This is a genomic window from Streptomyces sp. NPDC058691, from assembly GCF_042714775.1.
Taxonomy (GTDB): domain Bacteria; phylum Actinomycetota; class Actinomycetes; order Streptomycetales; family Streptomycetaceae; genus Actinacidiphila.
Genome location: NZ_JBHXSO010000098.1, coordinates 1 through 18,211, shown reverse-complemented (window position 1 = coordinate 18,211; position 18,211 = coordinate 1). Strand labels below are relative to the sequence as shown.

The 18,211-nt window shown below is 73.1% G+C and carries 20 protein-coding genes and 1 pseudogene; 17 read left to right on the top strand and 4 right to left on the bottom strand.

All coding sequences use genetic code 11. The features are described 5' to 3' along the window. Positions 1-434: pseudogene (gene glnII, locus ACFWVC_RS36900) on the bottom strand (glutamine synthetase); the annotation flags it as partial. 193 nt (positions 435-627) lie between these two features. Here glnII and ACFWVC_RS36895 point away from each other — a divergent pair. From ACFWVC_RS36895 to ACFWVC_RS36875, 5 genes are all read left to right on the top strand, one after another. After that, positions 628-1,002 (top strand): 5-carboxymethyl-2-hydroxymuconate Delta-isomerase, encoded by a 375-nt coding sequence (locus ACFWVC_RS36895; protein WP_384298201.1) that lies wholly within the window; start codon positions 628-630, stop codon positions 1,000-1,002. 2 nt (positions 1,003-1,004) lie between these two features. Next, complete coding sequence (locus ACFWVC_RS36890; RefSeq protein ID WP_384298204.1) at positions 1,005-1,865, top strand: Gfo/Idh/MocA family protein; 861 nt, start codon at positions 1,005-1,007, stop codon at positions 1,863-1,865. 58 nt (positions 1,866-1,923) lie between these two features. Continuing rightward, positions 1,924-2,328 carry a hypothetical protein gene (locus ACFWVC_RS36885; protein ID WP_384298198.1) on the top strand — a complete coding sequence of 135 codons (405 nt, stop codon included), beginning with the start codon at positions 1,924-1,926 and terminating at the stop codon, positions 2,326-2,328. Between the two features lie 52 nt (positions 2,329-2,380). Beyond that, the gene (locus ACFWVC_RS36880) at positions 2,381-3,385 is read left to right on the top strand and encodes an NADPH:quinone reductase (protein WP_384298195.1); all 1,005 of its coding nucleotides are present in this window, start codon (positions 2,381-2,383) and stop codon (positions 3,383-3,385) included. Between the two features lie 90 nt (positions 3,386-3,475). Then, a complete protein-coding gene (locus tag ACFWVC_RS36875; RefSeq protein WP_384298192.1) occupies positions 3,476-4,060 on the top strand; it encodes a TIGR03086 family metal-binding protein in 585 nt (194 codons plus the stop codon). Positions 4,061-4,066: 6 nt separating this feature from the next. On the opposite strand, the gene ACFWVC_RS36870 is transcribed toward ACFWVC_RS36875, so the two are convergent. Further along, the gene (locus tag ACFWVC_RS36870; protein ID WP_384298189.1) at positions 4,067-4,903 is read right to left on the bottom strand and encodes an undecaprenyl-diphosphate phosphatase; all 837 of its coding nucleotides are present in this window, start codon (positions 4,901-4,903) and stop codon (positions 4,067-4,069) included. Positions 4,904-5,120: 217 nt separating this feature from the next. Between ACFWVC_RS36870 and ACFWVC_RS36865 the strand changes: the two genes are divergently transcribed. From ACFWVC_RS36865 to ACFWVC_RS36820, 10 genes are all read left to right on the top strand, one after another. Continuing rightward, a complete protein-coding gene (locus ACFWVC_RS36865; protein WP_384298186.1) occupies positions 5,121-6,215 on the top strand; it encodes a magnesium and cobalt transport protein CorA in 1,095 nt (364 codons plus the stop codon). 38 nt (positions 6,216-6,253) lie between these two features. Beyond that, complete coding sequence (locus tag ACFWVC_RS36860) at positions 6,254-7,426, top strand: NAD(P)/FAD-dependent oxidoreductase (protein ID WP_384298180.1); 1,173 nt, start codon at positions 6,254-6,256, stop codon at positions 7,424-7,426. Then, positions 7,423-7,719, top strand: coding sequence for a (2Fe-2S)-binding protein (locus tag ACFWVC_RS36855; RefSeq protein WP_384298174.1), 297 nt, complete (start codon positions 7,423-7,425; stop codon positions 7,717-7,719). The genes ACFWVC_RS36860 and ACFWVC_RS36855 overlap by 4 nt, the downstream gene beginning before the upstream one ends. Further along, positions 7,716-7,853: a hypothetical protein gene (locus ACFWVC_RS36850; RefSeq protein WP_384298169.1), complete on the top strand. Its 138-nt coding sequence runs from the start codon at positions 7,716-7,718 to the stop codon at positions 7,851-7,853. Before ACFWVC_RS36855 ends, ACFWVC_RS36850 begins: the two co-directional genes overlap by 4 nt. After that, entirely contained in the window at positions 7,850-9,217 is a 1,368-nt protein-coding gene (locus tag ACFWVC_RS36845) for an FAD-dependent oxidoreductase (protein ID WP_384298163.1), read from the top strand. The genes ACFWVC_RS36850 and ACFWVC_RS36845 overlap by 4 nt, the downstream gene beginning before the upstream one ends. Then, positions 9,204-10,100: a dihydrodipicolinate synthase family protein gene (locus ACFWVC_RS36840; RefSeq protein WP_384298158.1), complete on the top strand. Its 897-nt coding sequence runs from the start codon at positions 9,204-9,206 to the stop codon at positions 10,098-10,100. Before ACFWVC_RS36845 ends, ACFWVC_RS36840 begins: the two co-directional genes overlap by 14 nt. 15 nt (positions 10,101-10,115) lie before the next feature. After that, the gene (locus tag ACFWVC_RS36835) at positions 10,116-11,117 is read left to right on the top strand and encodes a proline racemase family protein (RefSeq protein ID WP_384298155.1); all 1,002 of its coding nucleotides are present in this window, start codon (positions 10,116-10,118) and stop codon (positions 11,115-11,117) included. 60 nt (positions 11,118-11,177) lie between these two features. Beyond that, positions 11,178-11,846 (top strand): GntR family transcriptional regulator, encoded by a 669-nt coding sequence (locus ACFWVC_RS36830; RefSeq protein ID WP_384298152.1) that lies wholly within the window; start codon positions 11,178-11,180, stop codon positions 11,844-11,846. Between the two features lie 57 nt (positions 11,847-11,903). Further along, entirely contained in the window at positions 11,904-12,578 is a 675-nt protein-coding gene (locus ACFWVC_RS36825) for a (2Fe-2S)-binding protein (protein WP_384298148.1), read from the top strand. Between the two features lie 243 nt (positions 12,579-12,821). Further along, positions 12,822-13,439 (top strand): superoxide dismutase, encoded by a 618-nt coding sequence (locus ACFWVC_RS36820; RefSeq protein ID WP_384298143.1) that lies wholly within the window; start codon positions 12,822-12,824, stop codon positions 13,437-13,439. A gap of 15 nt (positions 13,440-13,454) precedes the next feature. On the opposite strand, the gene ACFWVC_RS36815 is transcribed toward ACFWVC_RS36820, so the two are convergent. Further along, entirely contained in the window at positions 13,455-14,909 is a 1,455-nt protein-coding gene (locus tag ACFWVC_RS36815) for an MFS transporter (RefSeq protein WP_384298138.1), read from the bottom strand. A gap of 214 nt (positions 14,910-15,123) precedes the next feature. On the opposite strand from ACFWVC_RS36815, the gene ACFWVC_RS36810 reads away from it, so the two are divergent. Then, positions 15,124-15,870 (top strand): hypothetical protein, encoded by a 747-nt coding sequence (locus ACFWVC_RS36810; protein WP_384298132.1) that lies wholly within the window; start codon positions 15,124-15,126, stop codon positions 15,868-15,870. Between the two features lie 129 nt (positions 15,871-15,999). Here ACFWVC_RS36810 and glnA read toward each other — a convergent pair whose 3' ends face one another. Beyond that, complete coding sequence (glnA, locus tag ACFWVC_RS36805) at positions 16,000-17,412, bottom strand: type I glutamate--ammonia ligase (RefSeq protein WP_384298127.1); 1,413 nt, start codon at positions 17,410-17,412, stop codon at positions 16,000-16,002. A 199-nt stretch (positions 17,413-17,611) separates the two neighbouring features. Here glnA and ACFWVC_RS36800 point away from each other — a divergent pair, with 199 nt between their 5' ends. Next, the gene (locus ACFWVC_RS36800) at positions 17,612-18,079 is read left to right on the top strand and encodes an RDD family protein (RefSeq protein WP_384298122.1); all 468 of its coding nucleotides are present in this window, start codon (positions 17,612-17,614) and stop codon (positions 18,077-18,079) included. The last annotated feature ends 132 nt before the right edge of the window (positions 18,080-18,211 follow it).

The window sequence follows — 18,211 nt, the reverse complement described above, 5'->3', positions numbered from 1 at the left end:
TAGATCTCGTCCGCGCCGACACCGCAGTAGTAGCCGCCCTGCGGGGCCGGGTAGCCGCCCTCGGGGAAACCGAGCGGCCGGCCGCCCTGGAAGAAGGTGTACTCCTGCTCGATGCCGAACAGCGACTCCTGCGCGGCGAACCGCTCGGCGACGGGGCGCAGCAGCGCGCGGGTGTTGGACTCGTGCGGCGTGCCGTCGATGTTGAACACCTCGCACAGCACGAGGAGGTTGTCCTCGCCGCGGATCGGGTCCGGGTAGGACGCCACCGGCTTGAGCACCCGGTCCGAGCTGTGGCCCTCGGCCTGGTTCGTGCTCGACCCGTCGAAGCCCCAGATGCCCGGCTCCGCGCCATCGGCGAGGATCTTGGTCTTCGAGCGCAACTTCGCAGTCGGCTCGGTACCGTCGATCCAGATGTACTCGGCCTTGTAGCTCACGGGTGTCATCCTTGGGGGCGGGCCTTGCGGGGCGGGTGGTCTGTTCCGCTGCAGCGTCACAATCCGTGATTTCACATCCATTGCCCGTGTGTTAACCCGGTGTGAACGAGTCCGCGTTCCGCGCGACGGGCGGCGCCCGGGCCACGGCACCCCTGCCCAGCAGGGCTTTTGGGCAGCGCTTACGCTGTGTGCCATGCCTCACATCACCGTGGACTACTCCGCCGAACTGGCGGAGACGTTCGACCGGCGCGGCTTCGCGCTCGCCCTCCACCCGCTCATTGCCAAGATCATCGACACGCGGGCCGAGGCCTGCAAGACCCGCTTCCGCCGCGTCGACGAGGCGGTCATCGCCGACGGCGGCGCGGAGCACGCCATGGTGTACACGCAGATCGCCGTCATGGCCGGGCGCAGCCCGCAGGCCAAGGCCGAGCTGAGCGAGGCCGTCCTGGAACTCCTGGCCGCCCACCTGGCGCCGACGCCGCGACTGCGGGTGCAGAGCGCCGTGGACATCACCGATCTCGACCCCGCCTGGTACCGCAAGCACACCGAGCCCGCGAAGGAGGCATGACCATGCGCATCGGACTGCTCGGCACCGGCCCGTGGGCCGGGATCACCCACGCCCCCGCCCTCGCCGCCCACCCCGGCGTGGAGTTCACCGGCATCTGGGGCCGCCGCCCCGAGGCCGCGGCCGCGCTCGCCGCCGAACACGGCACCCGCGCCTACGCCGACGTCGACGACCTCATCGCCGACGTGGACGCGATCGCCGTCGCCCTGCCCCCCGACGTCCAGGCCCCGCTGGCCGTACGCGCCGCCGAGGCCGGCCGGCACCTGCTGCTGGACAAGCCGGTGGCGACGAACGTGGACGACGCGCGGCGCGTCGCCGAGGCCGCGGAGGCGGCCGGGGTGGCGTCGGTCGTCTTCTTCACCCTGCGCTTCGCCGCCCCCAGTGCCGCGTGGATCGACGAACGCTCCACCGAGGACGGCTGGTTCGTCGCCCGTGCCGAATGGCTGGGCTCGGTGTTCACCTCCGGCGACAGCCCGTTCGCCGACTCGCCCTGGCGGCGCGAGAAGGGCGCGCTGTGGGACGTCGGCCCGCACGCGCTGTCCGTGCTGCTGCCGGTGCTCGGCGACGTCACCGGGATCACCTCCGGCCGTGGCCCCGGCGACACCGTCCATCTCGTGCTCCGGCACGCGAGCGGCGCGTCCAGCACCGCGACGCTGAGTCTCACCACGCCCCCCGAGGCGGCCGGGATGACCGTCGAATTCCGTGGCACCCACGGGGTCGCCGTCCTGCCCGAGCGCGGTGACGGACCCGTCGCCGCCTTCAGCAACGCGGTGGACGCCCTGCTCACGGCGGTGGAGACGGGTGTCGCCCATCCCTGCGACGCCCGCTTCGGATTCCGTGTGACGGAGCTGCTCGCCTCGGTGTGACGCGCCGTCAGGCGTCAAACCCTGGCGGGGGGCTTGCGAAGTGCCTATCGTTTTGGGTATGGCAGCGGACTGGTGGTCCATCGAAGTCCTCAACGCCAGCACATCCGCCGCGGCATGGCGCGACGCGTACGCGCCGGCGCTCGTGGAGTCCGCGGTCACCAACCGTGCGCTGGCGTGGGAATGGCATACGTTCGGCTGGGGCGTGGTCTTCGAGTTGTGCTTCCGCGAGGAGGAGCACTGGCTCGCCTGGCACGCCCTGCCCGGCATCCGGGCGGCGCTCGACGCCGTGCCCGATCCGCTCTCCGGCGTGCTGGTGCACCGCGGGCGCGGCGGGACCAGCGGCGCGCGGGTCCCACGGTCCCCGCGCCGCTCCCCGGGCGCCGCGGCGCGCTCGCTCCCCGAGCCGCCGCCCGCGCCGGCGGGCGGCGCGCCGGTGCTGTGCGACGGGATCGGCCGGGTCTGACCCGCACCGCCGGAACGGGAAGAAACCCGCTCCGCCGGGACTTGTACGGATCATGAAGGCGATCGTGTACACGGAGGGCGGCGGCCCGGAGGTCCTGCGCCTGACCGAGCGTCCCGTCCCGCGGCCCGCTCCGGGCGAGGTACGGGTGCGGGTCGAGGTGTCCGGGGTGAATCCCACGGACTGGAAGTCGCGGACGGCCGGGCCGCCCGGCGGCGAGCAGGTGCCGAACCAGGACGGTGCCGGGGTGATCGACGCGGTGGGCGACGGCGTCGACCCCGCAAGGAACGGCCAGCGGGTGTGGATCTGGGAGGCCGCCTTCCAGCGCCCCGGCGGCACCGCGCAGGAGTATGTGACGGTGCCCGAGGCGCAGGCCGTTCCCCTGCCCGACGGGGCCTCCTTCGACGTCGGCGCGAGTTTCCCGATCCCCGCGATGACCGCGCACCGCGCCCTGACCCTGCTGGAGGGCGGCCCGCACCGGCTCGGCCCCGGTACGCTCCGCGGCCGCACGGTGCTGGTCGCCGGCGGCGCGGGCGCGGTCGGCAACGCGGCGATCCAGCTCGCGCGGTGGTCGGACGCGACCGTGGTCGCCACGGTCAGCAGCCCTCTCAAGGCGGGACTGGCCACGGCCGCCGGCGCCCACCACGTCGTGGACTACCGGGCCGGGGACGCTGCGGAGGCGATCCGCCGGGCCGCCCCGGAGGGCGTCGACATCGTCGTGGAGGTCTCCCCGGGGGGCAACGCGCAGCTCGACCTCGCCGTGCTCGCGCCGAACGGCGTCGTCGCCTACTACGCCGACAACGGCGGCCCCGAGCTGACACTGCCGCTACGGGAGGCCTTCTTCCGCAACCTGCGCTGGAACGGCGTGCTCGTCTACACCATGCCGGCCGCCGCCAAGCGCGAGGCGATCGCGGCGATCACCGCGGCCCTCACCGTGGGCGCACTGCGGGTGGGCGAGGAGGCGGGACTGCCGCTGCACCGCTTCCCGCTGGAGCGCACCGCGGACGCGCACGCGGCCGTCGAGGGCGGCGCGGTGGGCAAGGTGCTCATCGACGTGTAGGGCATGTCGACGTCGAGCGCATGGCGACGTCCAGGGCGATGTCGTGTTTGTTCAAGACCGGGTGCCGCCCGCGTTCCTAGCGTGGGCGGCATGACCGATCTTCACGCGTACCTGACCGAGGCCGCCGCCGAGGCCGCCCGCATCGCCCGCGGGGTCCGCCCCGGCCCGGAGCAGCTCGCCGCCCCGACACCCTGCGCCGACTGGGACACCCGGGCCCTGCTCAACCACTGGATCCTCTACACCTCGCACGGCCTGGAGCACCGCGCCCTGCGCAAGCCGCTCCCCGAGGAGCTGACCGCACGCGACTTCACCGCCGACCCGGACTGGGCGCATGCCTACGCGGAGCAACTGGACCGCGCCGTCGCGGCCTGGGCCGATCCCGCGGTCTGGGAGGGGGAGATCGACCTCGGCCCCGCGCGGATGCCCGCGGCCGAGATCGCCTCGATGATCGTCAAGGAGCTGGCCGTCCACGGCTGGGACGTCGCCCGGGCGACCGGCCAGGAGTACCGCTGCGGTGAGGGTCTCGGCGAACTCGTCCTCGGCGTCGTCGACCGCCACGCGGAGGTCTACCGCCGGTACGACGGCTTCGCCGCGCCCGTCCCTCTTCCCGGCCCCGGTGCGGCGCCGGCCTTCGACCGCGCCCTCGCGCTGTCCGGCCGCACTCCCTGGGCCTGACCGGCCTCAGGCGGCGATGACGTCGGTGGCGAGGAGGCCGAAGAGGAGGGCGCCGATGATCAGGCGGTAGACGATGAAGGCGTTGAAGGAGTGCTTGGCGACGAACTTCAGCAGCCAGGCGATGGAGGCGTAGGCGACCACGAAGGAGACGACGGTGCCGACGACCAGGGGGGCGGTGTCGATGCCGGCGCCGAGGGCGTCCTTGAGCTCGTACAGACCGGCGCCGACGAGGGCGGGGATGCCGAGGAAGAAGGACAGGCGCGTCGCGGCGACCCGGTCCAGGTCCAGGATGAGCGCGGTGGACATGGTCGCGCCGGAGCGGGAGAAGCCGGGGAAGAGCAGGGCGAGGATCTGGGAGGAGCCGACGAGCATGGCGTCCTTGAAGGTGGTGTCGTCCTCGCCGCGCTTGTGGCGGCCCATCTGGTCGGCCGCCCACATCACACCGCTGCCGACGATCAGCGAACCGGCGACCACCCACAGCGAGGCCAGCGGGCCCTGGATGAGGGGCTTGGCCGCCAGGCCGACCACGACGATGGGGATGGTGGCGAAGATCACCCACCAGCCGAACTTGTAGTCGTGGTGGTACCGCTCCTCGCGGTTGACCAGGCCGGTGAACCACGCCTTGCAGATCCGGACGATGTCCTTGAAGAAGTAGACCAGCACGGCGGCGATGGCACCGGACTGGATGACCGCGGAGAAGGCGACGACGGCCTTGTCGTCGACCGGGATGCCCATCAGGCCTTCGGTGATCTTCAGATGGCCGGTGGACGAGATCGGAAGGAATTCCGTGACCCCCTCCACCACGCCGAGCACAGCTGCCTGACCGATACTGATGGCGCTCATGGGACCCATCTCTGCGGAGTACGTGGCGTGCCTGCGACCGTCACGGCCGGAGCCCTACGGAGTGTAAAAGACACCGCGCGCCCCCCGCGAACCAGGGCGCGGCTCGTGTGAGACGCCGCACGGCATCCGGAACCGGGTGTCCCATCGCGCCTGCCGTCCCCCGCGCGACCGGCCCTTGGGCATACTGGCGCAGGCCAGACGCCTTCAGGAGCCCTTCATGTCGATGATCAGCAATCTCCGCAAAGCCGTCCGTTTCGGTCATCTGCGCCACCGGCGCGTGGACCTGAGCCACCCCGGGCGCTCACCGCTGGGCAGCGCGGTGGTCAACTGCGTCGTCTACCAGGAGGGTCTGCGGCAGGACGACTGTGCCGCGTACGAGGCGATAGCCAGGGTGCGCAAGTCGGGCCGGGGGTTTGTGTGGATCGGGCTGCACGAGCCGACCGAGGCCGAATTCGCGGGCGTCGCCGAGCTGTTCGGGCTGCACCCGCTCGCCGTGGAGGACGCCGTGCACGGCGAGCAGCGGCCCAAGCTGGAGCGGTACGGGGACACCCTCTTCACCATCCTGAAGACCGTCCGCTACGTCGACCACGACAAGTTGACGTCGACCAGCGAGGTCGTGGAGAGCGGCGACGTCATGGTCTTCACCGGTGCCGACTTCGTCATCACCGTGCGGCACGGTGGGCACGGCTCCCTCGGGCCGCTGCGCGAGGGGCTGGAGACCGTGCCCGACCAGCTCGTCAAGGGGCCGGCCGCCGTCCTGCACGCGATCACCGACCATGTCGTCGACCAGTACCTGGCCGTCACCGCCGCCGTGCAGAGGGACATCGACGACGTGGAGGCGGACGTCTTCTCCGACCACCGCGGCCGCGGCACCGACGCCGGCCGGGTCTACCAGCTCAAGCGCGAACTGCTGGAGCTCAAGCGGGCGGTGGCCCCGCTCGCCCGGCCCCTGCAGATGCTCTCCGACGACCGGCTGCCCGGCGTCGACGCCGATCTGCGCGCCTACTTCCGCGACGCCGCCGACCATCTCGCGCGCGCCAACGAGCAGGTGAACGCCTTCGACGACCTGCTCAACTCGATCCTGCAGGCCAATATCGCGCAGGTGACGATGGCTCAGAACGAGGACATGCGCAAGATCAGCGCCTGGGTCGCCATCCTCGCCGTGCCGACCATGATCTGCGGGCTCTACGGCATGAACTTCGACCACATGCCGGAACTGCGGTGGACCTACGGCTATCCGCTCGCCGTCGGGGTCATGGTCGTCACCTGCTTCGTCATCCACCGGGGATTCCGGCGCAACGGCTGGTTGTGAGGCTGTCCGCGAGGCGTGCTGTGTGACATATTACTGAGGTGAGCAGGCCGACGAACTGCGACGTCGTGGTCGTCGGCGCCGGAATGGTGGGCGCGGCGTGCGCCTACTACGCCGCCTCGGCAGGGCTCCGCACGGTCCTGGTGGACCGCGGACCGGTGGCCGGCGGCACCACCGGGGCCGGCGAGGGCAATCTGCTGGTCTCCGACAAGGAGCCGGGTCCGGAGCTGCGGCTCGCCCTGCTGTCCGCGCGCCTGTGGCGCGAACTGGCCCGGCTCCCCGGCCTCGGCCGGGCGGTGGAGCACGAACCCAAGGGCGGGCTGGTCGTCGCCGCCGACGAGGCGGGCGTGCGGGCGCTCGGCGCGTTCGCCGCGGCCCAGCGGCAGGCCGGCGTGGACGCCGTACCCGTCGCCGCCGACGCCCTGCGCGACCTCGAACCGCACCTCGCCCCCGGCCTCGCGGGCGGCGTCCACTACCCGCAGGACGCCCAGGTACAGCCCGCGCTCGCCGCCGCCCACCTGGTGCGCGCCGCACGCGACCGCGGCGCCGAACTGCGCACCGGGTCCGCCGTCACGGCGCTGCTGCGCGCGGCGGACGGCTCGCTGCGCGGGGTGCGCACCGGGACGGCGGAGATCCACGCGCCCGCCGTGGTCAACGCCGCGGGCACCTGGGGCGGCGAGATCGCGGCCCTCGCCGGGGTACCGCTGCCCGTGCTCCCGCGGCGCGGTTTCATCCTCGTCACCGAGCCGCTGCCGTCCGGCACGATCCGGCACAAGGTCTACGCGGCCGACTACGTCGCCGACGTCGCCAGCGACTCCGCCGCCCTGCAGACCTCCGCGGTCGTCGAGTCCACCGCCGCGGGACCCGTCCTCATCGGCGCCAGCCGCGAACGCGTCGGCTTCGACCGCACCCTGTCCCTCCCCGCCCTGCGCCGCCTGGCCGCCCAGGCCGTCGCGCTCTTCCCACGGCTCGCCGACGTCACCGCGATCCGCGCGTACGCGGGTTTCCGCCCCTATCTGCCGGACCACCTGCCCGCGATCGGCCCCGACCCGCGGGTCCCCGGCCTCCACCACGCCTGCGGACACGAGGGGGCCGGCATCGGACTCGCCCCCGCCACCGGCCACTTGATCGCCCAGGTGCTGACCGGGACCCCGCCCGACCTCGACCTCGCGCCCTTCCGCCCCGAGCGCTTCCCCGCGAAGGAGGCCACGTGACCCGCCGCACGCCGCTCCGCCTCGCCCGCGCCGCACCCGGACCCGCCTTCACCGTCACCCTCGACGGGCGCGAGATCCCGGTCCTGCCCGGCCGCACCGTCGCCGCCGCGCTCTGGTCGGCGGATGTCGTCGCCTGGCGCACGACCCGGACGCGCGGCGAACCGCGCGGGGTCTTCTGCGGTATCGGCGTGTGCTTCGACTGCCTCGTCACGGTCAACGGGCGCCCGGGGCAGCGGGCCTGCGTGGTCGAGGCGCGGCCGGGCGACGTCATCGAGACGGGGGAGGGGTCGTGAGCGCGCGCCTCGCGGTCGTCGGCGCGGGACCGGCCGGGGTCGCGGCGGCGGTGGCGGCAGCCGGGTTTCGGGTCGGCGGATCCCGGGCCCTGCACTGCCCGGGGCTGGGCCGCGTGGTCGGGGAGGGGCGGTGAGCGCGCGCCTCGCGGTCGTCGGCGCGGGACCGGCCGGGGTCGCGGCCGCGGTGGCCGCGGCCGACGGAGGGCTGCGGGTCACGCTCGTGGACGCCGCGCCCGAGGCGGGCGGACAGTACTACCGGCAGCCCGCCGCCGGGCTGGGGGCGCGCCGGCCGCAGGCCCTCCACCACGCCTGGCGCACCTGGCGGCGGTTGCGCGGCCGGCTCGACGCGCACATCGCGGCGGACCGGATCAGACATCTGATGAATCATCAGGTATGGCTCCTGGAGCCCGGGTTCACCGTGCACACCCTGGAGTCGGGCGCCCTGCGGGCGGACGCGGCCGTCGTCGCCACCGGCGGGTACGAGAAGGTACTGCCCTTCCCCGGATGGACCCTGCCCGGCGTGGTCACCGCGGGCGGCGCGCAGGCCATGCTCAAGGGCGGGCTCGTCCTGCCGGGCCGCACCGTCGTCGTCGCCGGGACCGGGCCGCTCCTGCTGCCCGTCGCCGCCGGGCTGGCCGCGGCCGGTGCGCGCGTCGCCGCCCTCGCCGACGCGGCCGACCCCCTGGCCCTGCTGCGCCGCCCCGGCGCCGTGCCGCCCGGCAAGCTCGCCGAGGGCGCCGGGTACGCCGCACGGCTCGCCCGCCACGGGGTCCGGCCGCTGCGCCGGCACACCGTCGTCGCCGCCCACGGCACGACCCGCGTCGAGGCGGTCACCCTCGCCGGTCCCGGCGGAACCCGGCGCACGGTGCCCTGCGACACCCTCGCCGTCAGCCACGGCATGCTGCCGCACACCGACCTCGCCGACGTCCCGCACACCGACGCCGAGCAGCGCACCCCCGTACCCGGCCTGTGGGCCGCGGGCGAGGCCACCGGCATCGGCGGCGCCGCGCTAGCCCTGGCCGAGGGCGAGATCGCCGGCCGCTCCGCCGCCGCCCGCCTGCGCGGCACGGAACCCGACCCCGCCACGTGGGCCCGCGCCGCCCGCGCCCGGGACCGGCTGCGCCGCTTCGCCGCGGCCCTCGACGCCGTGTACCGCGTCCCCGACGACTGGGCCGGCACCGTCGTCACCGACGAGACCGTCGTGTGCCGCTGCGAGGAGGTGCCCGCCTCCGCCGTGCGCACCGCCGTACGCGACCTCGGCGCCGGCGACCTGCGGACGGTCAAGCTCCTCACCCGCGCCGGCATGGGCCACTGCCAGGGGCGGATCTGCGGCCCCGCCGTCGCCGCCGTGGCGGGCTGCCCCTTCACCCCGCCGGCCCGGCCCTTCGCCCGCCCCGTACCGCTCGGCCTGCTCGCCGACGCGGCGGCGGACCACGACCACAGCAGAGCGCGACCAGAGGCAGCCGCACGAGAGGGGACACAGGATGACCCGGAGTGAAGGACAGCCGTGGCGGGGGGTGCTCGTCGCGACCGCGTTGCCGCTGCGGGCGGCGGACCTCGCGGTGGACTACGACGCGTACGCCGCCCACTGCCGGTGGCTCGTCGCGAACGGCTGCGACGGGGTGGTGCCCAACGGCTCGCTCGGGGAGTACCAGGTGCTCACCCCCGCGGAGCGGGCCAGGGTCGTGGAGACCGCGGTCGCGGCGGTCGGCGGGGAGCGGGTGATGCCCGGGGTGGCCGCCTACGGGTCAGGCGAGGCGCGCCGGTGGGCCGAGCAGGCGGCGGACGCGGGGTGCGCGTCCGTGATGCTGCTGCCACCCAACGCCTACCGCGCGGACGAGCGGTCGGTGCGCGCGCACTACGCGGAGGTCGCCAAGGCGGGCTTGCCCGTGGTGGCGTACAACAATCCGCACGACACCAAGGTCGACCTGACGCCCCCGCTGCTGGCCGCGCTGCACGCCGAGGGCCACATCCGGGCCGTGAAGGAGTTCAGCGGCGACGTGCGCCGGGCGTACGAGATCGCCGAACTCGCCCCGGAACTGGACCTGCTGGTCGGCGCCGACGACGTGCTCCTCGAACTGGCCGCCGCCGGGGCGAAGGGCTGGGTCGCGGGCTTCCCCAACGCGCTCCCGCAGGTCACCACCGCGCTGTTCCGCGCGGCAATCGCCGGCGACCCGGCGGCGCAGCCGCTGTACAGCGCGCTGCACCCGCTGCTGCGCTGGGACTCCCGCACCGAGTTCGTGCAGGCGGTCAAGGTGTCGATGGACGTCGCGGGCCGGTACGGCGGCCCCTGCCGCCCGCCGCGCGGGCCGCTTCCGCCGGAGCAGGAGAAGGCCGTCCGGGCGGCGACCGAGCGGGCCCTCGCGGCCGGCGCGAACTGAAGCGGAGGCCACACGATGCGCAGCTCCCTCATCCTGCACGCCGTCGACTCCCACACCGAGGGCATGCCCACCCGCGTCGTCACCGGCGGCATCGGCACCGTCCCCGGCGCCACCATGAACGAACGCCGTCTGCACTTCCGGGACCACCTCGACCACATCCGCCATCTGCTGATGGACGAACCGCGCGGCCACGCCGCCATGAGCGGGGCGGTCCTGCAGCCGCCCACCCGCCCGGACGCCGACTGGGGCGTGATCTACATCGAGGTCTCCGGCTATCTGCCGATGTGCGGCCACGGCACGATCGGCGTGGCCACCGTCCTCGTCGAGACGGGCATGGTGCCGGTGACCGAGCCGGTCACCACGATCCGCCTGGACACCCCGGCCGGTCTCGTCGTCGCCGAGGTCGCCGTCAGCGGCGGCGCGGCCACCGCCGTGACCCTGCGCAATGTGCCCTCGTTCGCCGTCGCCCTGGACCGCAAGGCCACCCTCGCCGACGGCCGCACCGTGACGTACGACCTCGCCTACGGCGGCAACTTCTACGCGATCCTGCCCCTGGACGCCTTCGGCCTGCCCTTCGACCGGGCCCGCAAGGACGACATCCTCGCCGCCGGCCTGGCCCTCATGGACGCCATCGACGCCGACGACCCGCCCGTCCACCCCGAGGACCCCACCATCCGCGGCTGCAAGCACGTCCAGCTGCTCGCCCCCGGCTCCGGCGCGGCCCGCTCGCGGCACGCGATGGCCATCCACCCCGGCTGGTTCGACCGCTCCCCGTGCGGCACGGGCACCAGCGCGCGCATGGCGCAGTTGCACGCCCGCGGCGAACTCCCGCTCCACCGGGACTTCGTGAACGAGTCCTTCATCGGCACGCACTTCACCGGCCGGCTCACCGGTACCACCGAGGTGGCCGGGCGCCCCGCCGTCCTGCCCTCGATCACCGGACGTGCCTGGATCACCGGCACCGCCCAGTACCTGCTGGACCCCGACGACCCCTTCCCGGCCGGTTTCGTCCTGTAGCCGCCCGGCCCCGATACTGGTCGCCGACCCCATGCCCGGCAGCCGAGGAGGACCGGCCCGATGACCGCTCACGACGGGCCCGCCCTGCCCTCCCTCGGCGGGCAGCGGCCCAGCTACCGCGAGCGCGTCGCGGACGCCCTGCGGGCCGCGCTCGTGGCGGGCGAGCTGCGCCCGGGGGAGGTGCACTCCGCGCCCGCGCTCGCGGGCCGCTTCGGGGTCTCGGCCACCCCGGTGCGCGAGGCGCTGCTCGACCTGGTCAAGGAGGGGCTGGTGGACCCGGTGCCCAACAAGGGCTTCCGGGTCACCGAGGTCTCCGAGCGGCAGCTCGACGAGTACACGCACATCCGCGCCCTCATCGAGATCCCCACCGTCGCCGGCCTGGCCGCGGGCGCCGACCCCGCCGCGCTGGAGGCGCTGCGCCCGGCCGCCGAGGCGATCGTCACGGCCGCGGCGGCGGGCGACCTCATCGGGTACGTCGAGGCCGACCGGCGCTTCCATCTCGGCCTGCTCGCCCTGGCCGGCAACGAGCACCTGGTCGAGGTCGTCGGCGACCTGCGCAAGCGCTCCCGGCTGTACGGCCTGACCGCGCTCGCCGAACGCGGTCTGCTGACCGCCTCGGCCCAGGAGCACCTGGAACTGCTCGACGCCCTGCTCGCCCGCGACGAGGCGGCGGTACGGGCCGTGATGACGCGCCACCTCGGCCACGTCAGGGGCCTGTGGGCGCGCTGATACCGTCCGTCCCGCCGGCCGCCGCGCGCGCCGCCGGCCACCGGTAGGGAGGCCGCCGTGGGACCGTTCTTCACCCTGCGCACGAAGCCCGGAACGCCGCGAGCCGAGGGCTTCGTCCCGCTGGCGGCGGTGTACGAGGGCGCCGCGCGGGAGGCGCTGGCCGGGCGGGTCGCCGAGGTCGGCCGCCGGCTCGGCACCGGCGAACGGCGTGTCGCGGCCTCGCTGGCCCACCAGGGTCTCGCGGCGCGTCTGTGGTCGGTCGCCCTCGGCCCGGCGGCGCTGACCGGGCACCTGCCCGACCTGACCGGCGGGCGCCTGTGGTGGCACCCGGACCGCGCCGTGCCGGACGAGCTGTGGCTGCCCGCGACGGGCGAGCGGCTGCCGGCGGACCGGCTCGGCGAGGCCGTGCTGCACGGGCACCTCGTACCGCTCACCGAGGCCGTGTGCGCGGTGTCCGGTGTCTCCGCCGGGCTGCTGTGGGGGAACGCCGCCTCGGCGCTGGCCGGGACGCTGCGGGTGCTGCACACGTGGTGTCTGGGAGAGGGCGGGCAGCCCGGGACGGCCGCCCGTGCGGCCGGTCTGACAGCGGCTCTGCTGGCCGACCCCCTGCTGCGGGACGCCGGCACCCTCGACCTCGCGGGACCCACGTCCCCGGCCTACACGCGCCGCAGTTGCTGCCTGTACTACCGGGTGCCCGGCGGCGGCCTTTGCGGGGACTGCGCGCTGCGCTGAGGGCGGGGGCGGGCCGGCCGGACCGGCGGATGCCGGACGGAAAGACGATCACCCCGCGGGAAGGACGCGCCTGGGACCGCAGGCACGCTCGAACCGAAGGCTGACGGGCCGGCCTCGCCCTCGTCAACCATGCTGATGCATACCCATCGTTGTTGCAAGTCTCATGCAATAAGGGTCTAGGCTGCTCCCGGAACGATCACCGTCGCCGAGAGCCGAAACGAGAGCCGAAAGGGGCCGTGCCTCATGGGCGCCTACACGCTTCCCGATATGCCGTACGACTACGCCGCGCTGGAGCCCGCGATCACCGGGGAGATTCTCGAACTGCACCACGCCAAGCACCACGCCGCCTACGTCAAGGGCGCCAACGACACCCTCGAACAGATCGCGGAGGCCCGCGACAAGGACGTCCTCACCCCCACCGCGCTCGTCGGCCTGGAGAAGACCTTCGCCTTCAACCTCTCCGGGCACGTCCTGCACTCGATCTTCTGGCAGAACCTCTCCCCGGACGGCGGAGACCGCCCCGACGGGGCGCTGGCCGACGCCATCGACGAGCACCTCGGCGGCTTCGAGGCCTTCAAGAGGCAGCTCACCGTCGCCACCGCCTCCGTCCAGGGCTCCGGCTGGGGCGTCCTGGCCTGGGAACCCCTGGGCAGGCGCCTGATCGTCGAGCAGGTCTACGACCACCACGGCAACGTCGGCCAAGGCACCACCCCGCTGCTGGTCTTCGACGCCTGGGAGCACGCCTACTACCTGCAGTACAGGAACGTCCGGCCCGACTACGTCAGCAGGCTCTGGGACCTCGTCGACTGGAACGACGTCACCGCCCGCCTCACCGCCGCGCAGTCCGCGCCCACCCTCTGAGACCGGCCCCGGGCGTCACGGCGGGGTGACGCGGGCGGCCAGCGACGCGGTCTCCCTGCCCGACAGCTCCTCCAGCGAGCGTCCGCGGGTCTCGATGCGGAAGCACCACGTCACGAGGAGGCCCAGCGCGCTGGTGGCGGCCACGCCGTACAGCAGCGCGCTGGTCCCGACGGCGTTCAGCAGCACCGGGAAGAGGAAGGTGCCCAGCGCCGCGCCGAGTTTGCCGCAGCCGGCCGCGAAGCCGTGGCCCGCGGCCCGTACGTCGGAGGGGAAGACCTCGGCGGGCAGGGTGAACGTCGTCGCGTTCGGGCCGAGGTTCATGAAGGTGTTGAACAGCGCGAAGCCCACGAAGATCAGCGGCAGATGCGTGTCGCCCCCGCCGGGCAGCTGCTCCGCCACCGCCAGCAGACAGAGCGCCACGGTCATCATCGCGAAGCCCGCGAGCTGCAACGGCACCCGCCCGACCCGCTCCACCAGGAAGATGGCCAGCACGAAGCCGATCACCAGGAAGACGTCCAGCATCGCGGTGCCCTCGGTCGAGGCGATGTCGTCCGAGATGAACGTCGCGTTCGCCCCGCCCAGCGCGAGCCCCGCCAGCAGGGTCGGGGTGAAGATCCCCACCCCGTACGTCGCGATGTCCATCAGGAACCACGGCACCGCGGTGAAGACCGTGCGCCGCGCGAGCCGGCGCGAGAACAACTGCGGTTGCAGGAACGCCTTCAGCCCCTCCGGCGGGGACTCACCGCGCTCCCGGTCCGCCTCCGTCACATGGCAGTCCCGCCCGGTCATCGCCTGTGTGATCGCGCAGGCTTCCGCCTCCCGCCCGTTCTGCGCCAGCCAGCGCGGACTCTCCGGTACGTTCCGCCGCAGCCAGATGATCAGCAGCGCCGGCACCACCCCGAAGCCCAGCATGATCCGCCACGACCCGGTCTCCGGCAGCGCCAGCAGGATCACCACTCCCGTCACGGCCCCCAGCACGATCCCCGCCGCCTGGAGGCTGAACGCGCTCACCAGCCAGCGCCCGCGGTTGCGCGCGGGAAGGATCTCGGCCACGTAGCTCGCCGCGATCGGGTAGTCGAGCCCCACCGCGACGCCCAGCAGCAGCCGGAACACGATCAGCGACCAGATGTCCCACGCGCAGGCGCACGCCACCGAGAACACCACGAACAGCCACAGGTCGACCTTGAAGATCCGGCTTCGCCCGATCCGGTCACCCAGCGGCCCCAGCGCCGCCGCGCCGAACACCGCTCCCACGATCGCCGCCGCCGACAGCAGCCCGCGCTCCGCGGCGCTCCCCCCGAAGTCCTTCGCGATCAGCGGGTTCGCCACCCCGATGATGAAGAAGTCGAACCCGTCCAGCAGGATCCCGAGCCCCGCCAGCAACCAGAACCTCATGTGCAGCCGCGACATGGGCGCACCGTCCAGCGCCGCACCGAGCGGCTGGGACGTGCGGGGAGAACTGTTGGTCACCACATGCAGGGAGTCAAGGTCACCGGCCCCGGCCGATCAATGTGCCACGCCACGCTTCCTCCAATGGCTGTGCGCGGCCGCGTCGCGGGCGGTGACAGCCCGGTGACGGTTCCCGGACCCGGCTGGCACCGGCCGGCCGCAACTCGCGCTGCCGAAGGGCACGTCCTTGCCTTTGTCCCGGGGGGTCCGGGGACGGCAACTGGGGGGTCCTACCGTGTACATCGCGAACCGCAGAGTCACCCGTCACCGCAACCGTCTCGCCGTCGCGGTCAGCGCCGCGGCCCTGGTTCTTCTCGTCACGGCCTGCGACGGCAAGGACGACCTGGCGGCGGCCGGTCCCACGGGCGAGCCCACCGCGTCGGCGCCCTCGGCACCCGCCTCGGGCGCCGCCGCTCCCTCCGGGGGCGCGGGCAGCGGGCAGGCGGCTGACGACCCGTCGGGTGCGGTCACGCCGTCCACCCGGGTGACCGCCCCGCCGTCCTCCGCGCCTTCCGCCGACCGCGCACCGGCAGGGGCCCCCTCGCCCCACCCGACGTTCTTCATCAAGCCCACCGAGCGCTACCCCATGCCGAACGGCGCCTACATCACGGTCAACGACGTGCAGACGCTCGAAACCCCGGACGGGCTGGAGGCTCCCGCCGGCTCGAACCGCGTCTACGTCGCGGTCGAGATCAGGAACGAGGGGACCCGGCCCCTTCCGCTGGAGGGCAAGGTCCACGTCACCATCAAGCGGTACGACAACGGCAGGACCATGAAGCAGGTCGACTGGCTCCCCGGCGAAGGCGGCGCGGCCGACTTCTTCGCCATGACCCTGCAACCGGGCGAGCACTTCGACGCCCCGCTGGGCTTCCGACTGGAGCAGTCCGGTTACGCGAAGGGCTTCGCGATCTACGTCACGCTGGACCAGCCCGGAAGCCCCGCCTACCCCGCGAAGTTCCTCTACGCCCCGCCCATGGGCTGACCTCCGGCCCGCACGCCGAGCACGAACGAGCGGGGCCGCCGCTCGCGTCCCTTCCGTGAGGAAGGACGCGAACGACGGCCCCGGAACGGCCCCGAAGAGGCTGCGCGGGTGCGATGACCCGCGGCCCCCTCAGACGTCGAAGTAGAGCTCGAACTCGTGCGGGTGCGGGCGCAGCGCGATCGGCGCGATCTCGTTGGTCCGCTTGTAGTCGATCCAGGTCTCGATCAGGTCCGGGGTGAAGACCCCGCCCTGGAGGAGGAACTCGTGGTCGGCCTCGAGGGACTCCAGGACCGCCGACAGCGAGGTCGGGACCTGGGGCACGCCCGCGTGCTCCTCGGGGGCGAGCTCGTAGAGGTCCTTGTCGACGGGCTCGGCCGGCTCGATCTTGTTCTTGATGCCGTCGAGGCCGGCGAGCAGCAGCGAGGAGAAGGCCAGGTACGGGTTGCCGGAGGAGTCCGGGGCCCGGAACTCGATGCGCTTGGCCTTGGGGTTGGCACCCGTGATCGGGATGCGGATCGCCGCGGAGCGGTTGCGCTGCGAGTAGACCAGGTTGACCGGGGCCTCGAAGCCGGGGACCAGGCGGTGGTAGGAGTTCACCGTGGGGTTGGTGAACGCCAGCAGCGCCGGGGCGTGCTTGAGGATGCCGCCGATGTAGTAGCGGGCGGTGTCCGACAGGCCCGCGTAGCCCTGCTCGTCGTAGAAGAGCGGGTCGCCGCCGGCCCACAGGGACTGGTGGACGTGCATGCCGGAGCCGTTGTCGCCGAAGATCGGCTTGGGCATGAAGGTCGCGGTCTTGCCGGCGCGCCAGGCGACGTTCTTCACGATGTACTTGAAGAGCATCAGGTCGTCGGCCGCGGCGAGCAGCGTGTTGAACTTGTAGTTGATCTCGGCCTGGCCGGCGGTGCCCACCTCGTGGTGCTGGCGCTCGACCTGCAGGCCGGACTTGATCAGCTCGAGGGTGATCTCGGCACGCAGATCGGCGAAGTGGTCGACCGGCGGGACCGGGAAGTAGCCGCCCTTGTACTTGACCTTGTAGCCGCGGTTGTCCTGCTCCGCACCGCTGTTCCAGGCGCCGGCCTCGGAGTCGATGTGGTAGAAGGACTGGTTCGCGCTGGTCTGGAAGCGGGCGCTGTCGAAGACGTAGAACTCGGCCTCGGGGCCGAAGTACGCGGTGTCGGCGATGCCGGAGGAGGCGAGGTAGGCCTCGGCCTTCTTCGCCACGTTCCGCGGGTCACGGCTGTACTGCTCGCCGGTGATCGGGTCGTGGATGAAGAAGTTGACGTTGAGCGTGGAGTCCTTGCGGAACGGGTCCAGCTTGGCCGTGGACAGGTCCGCGATCAGCGCCATGTCGGACTCGTGGATGGCCTGGAAGCCGCGGATCGAGGAGCCGTCGAACATCAGCTGCTCGTCCGGGTCGAAGGACTCGACCGGGACCGTGAAGTGCTGCATCACACCGGGCAGGTCGCAGAACCGGACGTCCACGAACTTGACGTCGTTGTCCGAGATGAACTTCTTCACCTCGTCGGCGTTTTGGAACGACATCCAACTCCTCCTTGGCCCGGCCCGGGAGGCCGGATTGCAGCTCATGGGTGCGACCAGTGCGGTGGCGCACGTTGAGGGTGACGATAGAGATCGGGCATTTCCCCGTCGTGACCCATTTGTTTCTTGCAGGTTAACCGAGCCGCCGGGTGGGCGACGGGTCGCGCGCGGGGGGCGCGGCACGACCGCGTACCGTGGACGCGTGGACAACAGGGATGTCATCGGATCGTGGATCGAGGGCCCGAAGGCGGCCGCGGAGCGGATGGGCGTCGACTTCGGCTACCGCGGCAAGCGCCTCGGCCTGCCGGAGGAGGGCCCCGGTTCGATCGCCCCGGTCGGGCGGCGCATCGCGGCGCTCTTCATCGACTGGGGCCTGTGCGCGCTGATCGCATACGGCTTGATCGCGCACCGTGACGCGGCCGCGGCCAATCCGTGGACGACCGCCGTCTTCGGCGTCATGAGCGTGCTGCTGCTGGGCACCATCGGCACCACCCCGGGCAAGCGGCTGCTCGGGCTGCGGGTGGTCCGGGAGGACGGCGGGCGGCTCGGCCTCGGCGCGGCGGTGCTGCGCACCTTCCTTCTCCTGCTGGTGATCCCGGCGGTGGTCTGGGACCGCGACACCCGCGGCATGCACGACAAGGCGGTCAAGGCGGTCCAGGTCCGGATGTGATCCGGGCCGACCGGTGCGACCGGTGCGACCCGGTCGCGGGGACCCGCGGGAGATCCGCCGGAAACGGAAACGGGATGTGCCCCGGACCACGACAACACTAACGGGCACAACCCCGTTACGAGTAGAAAGCCA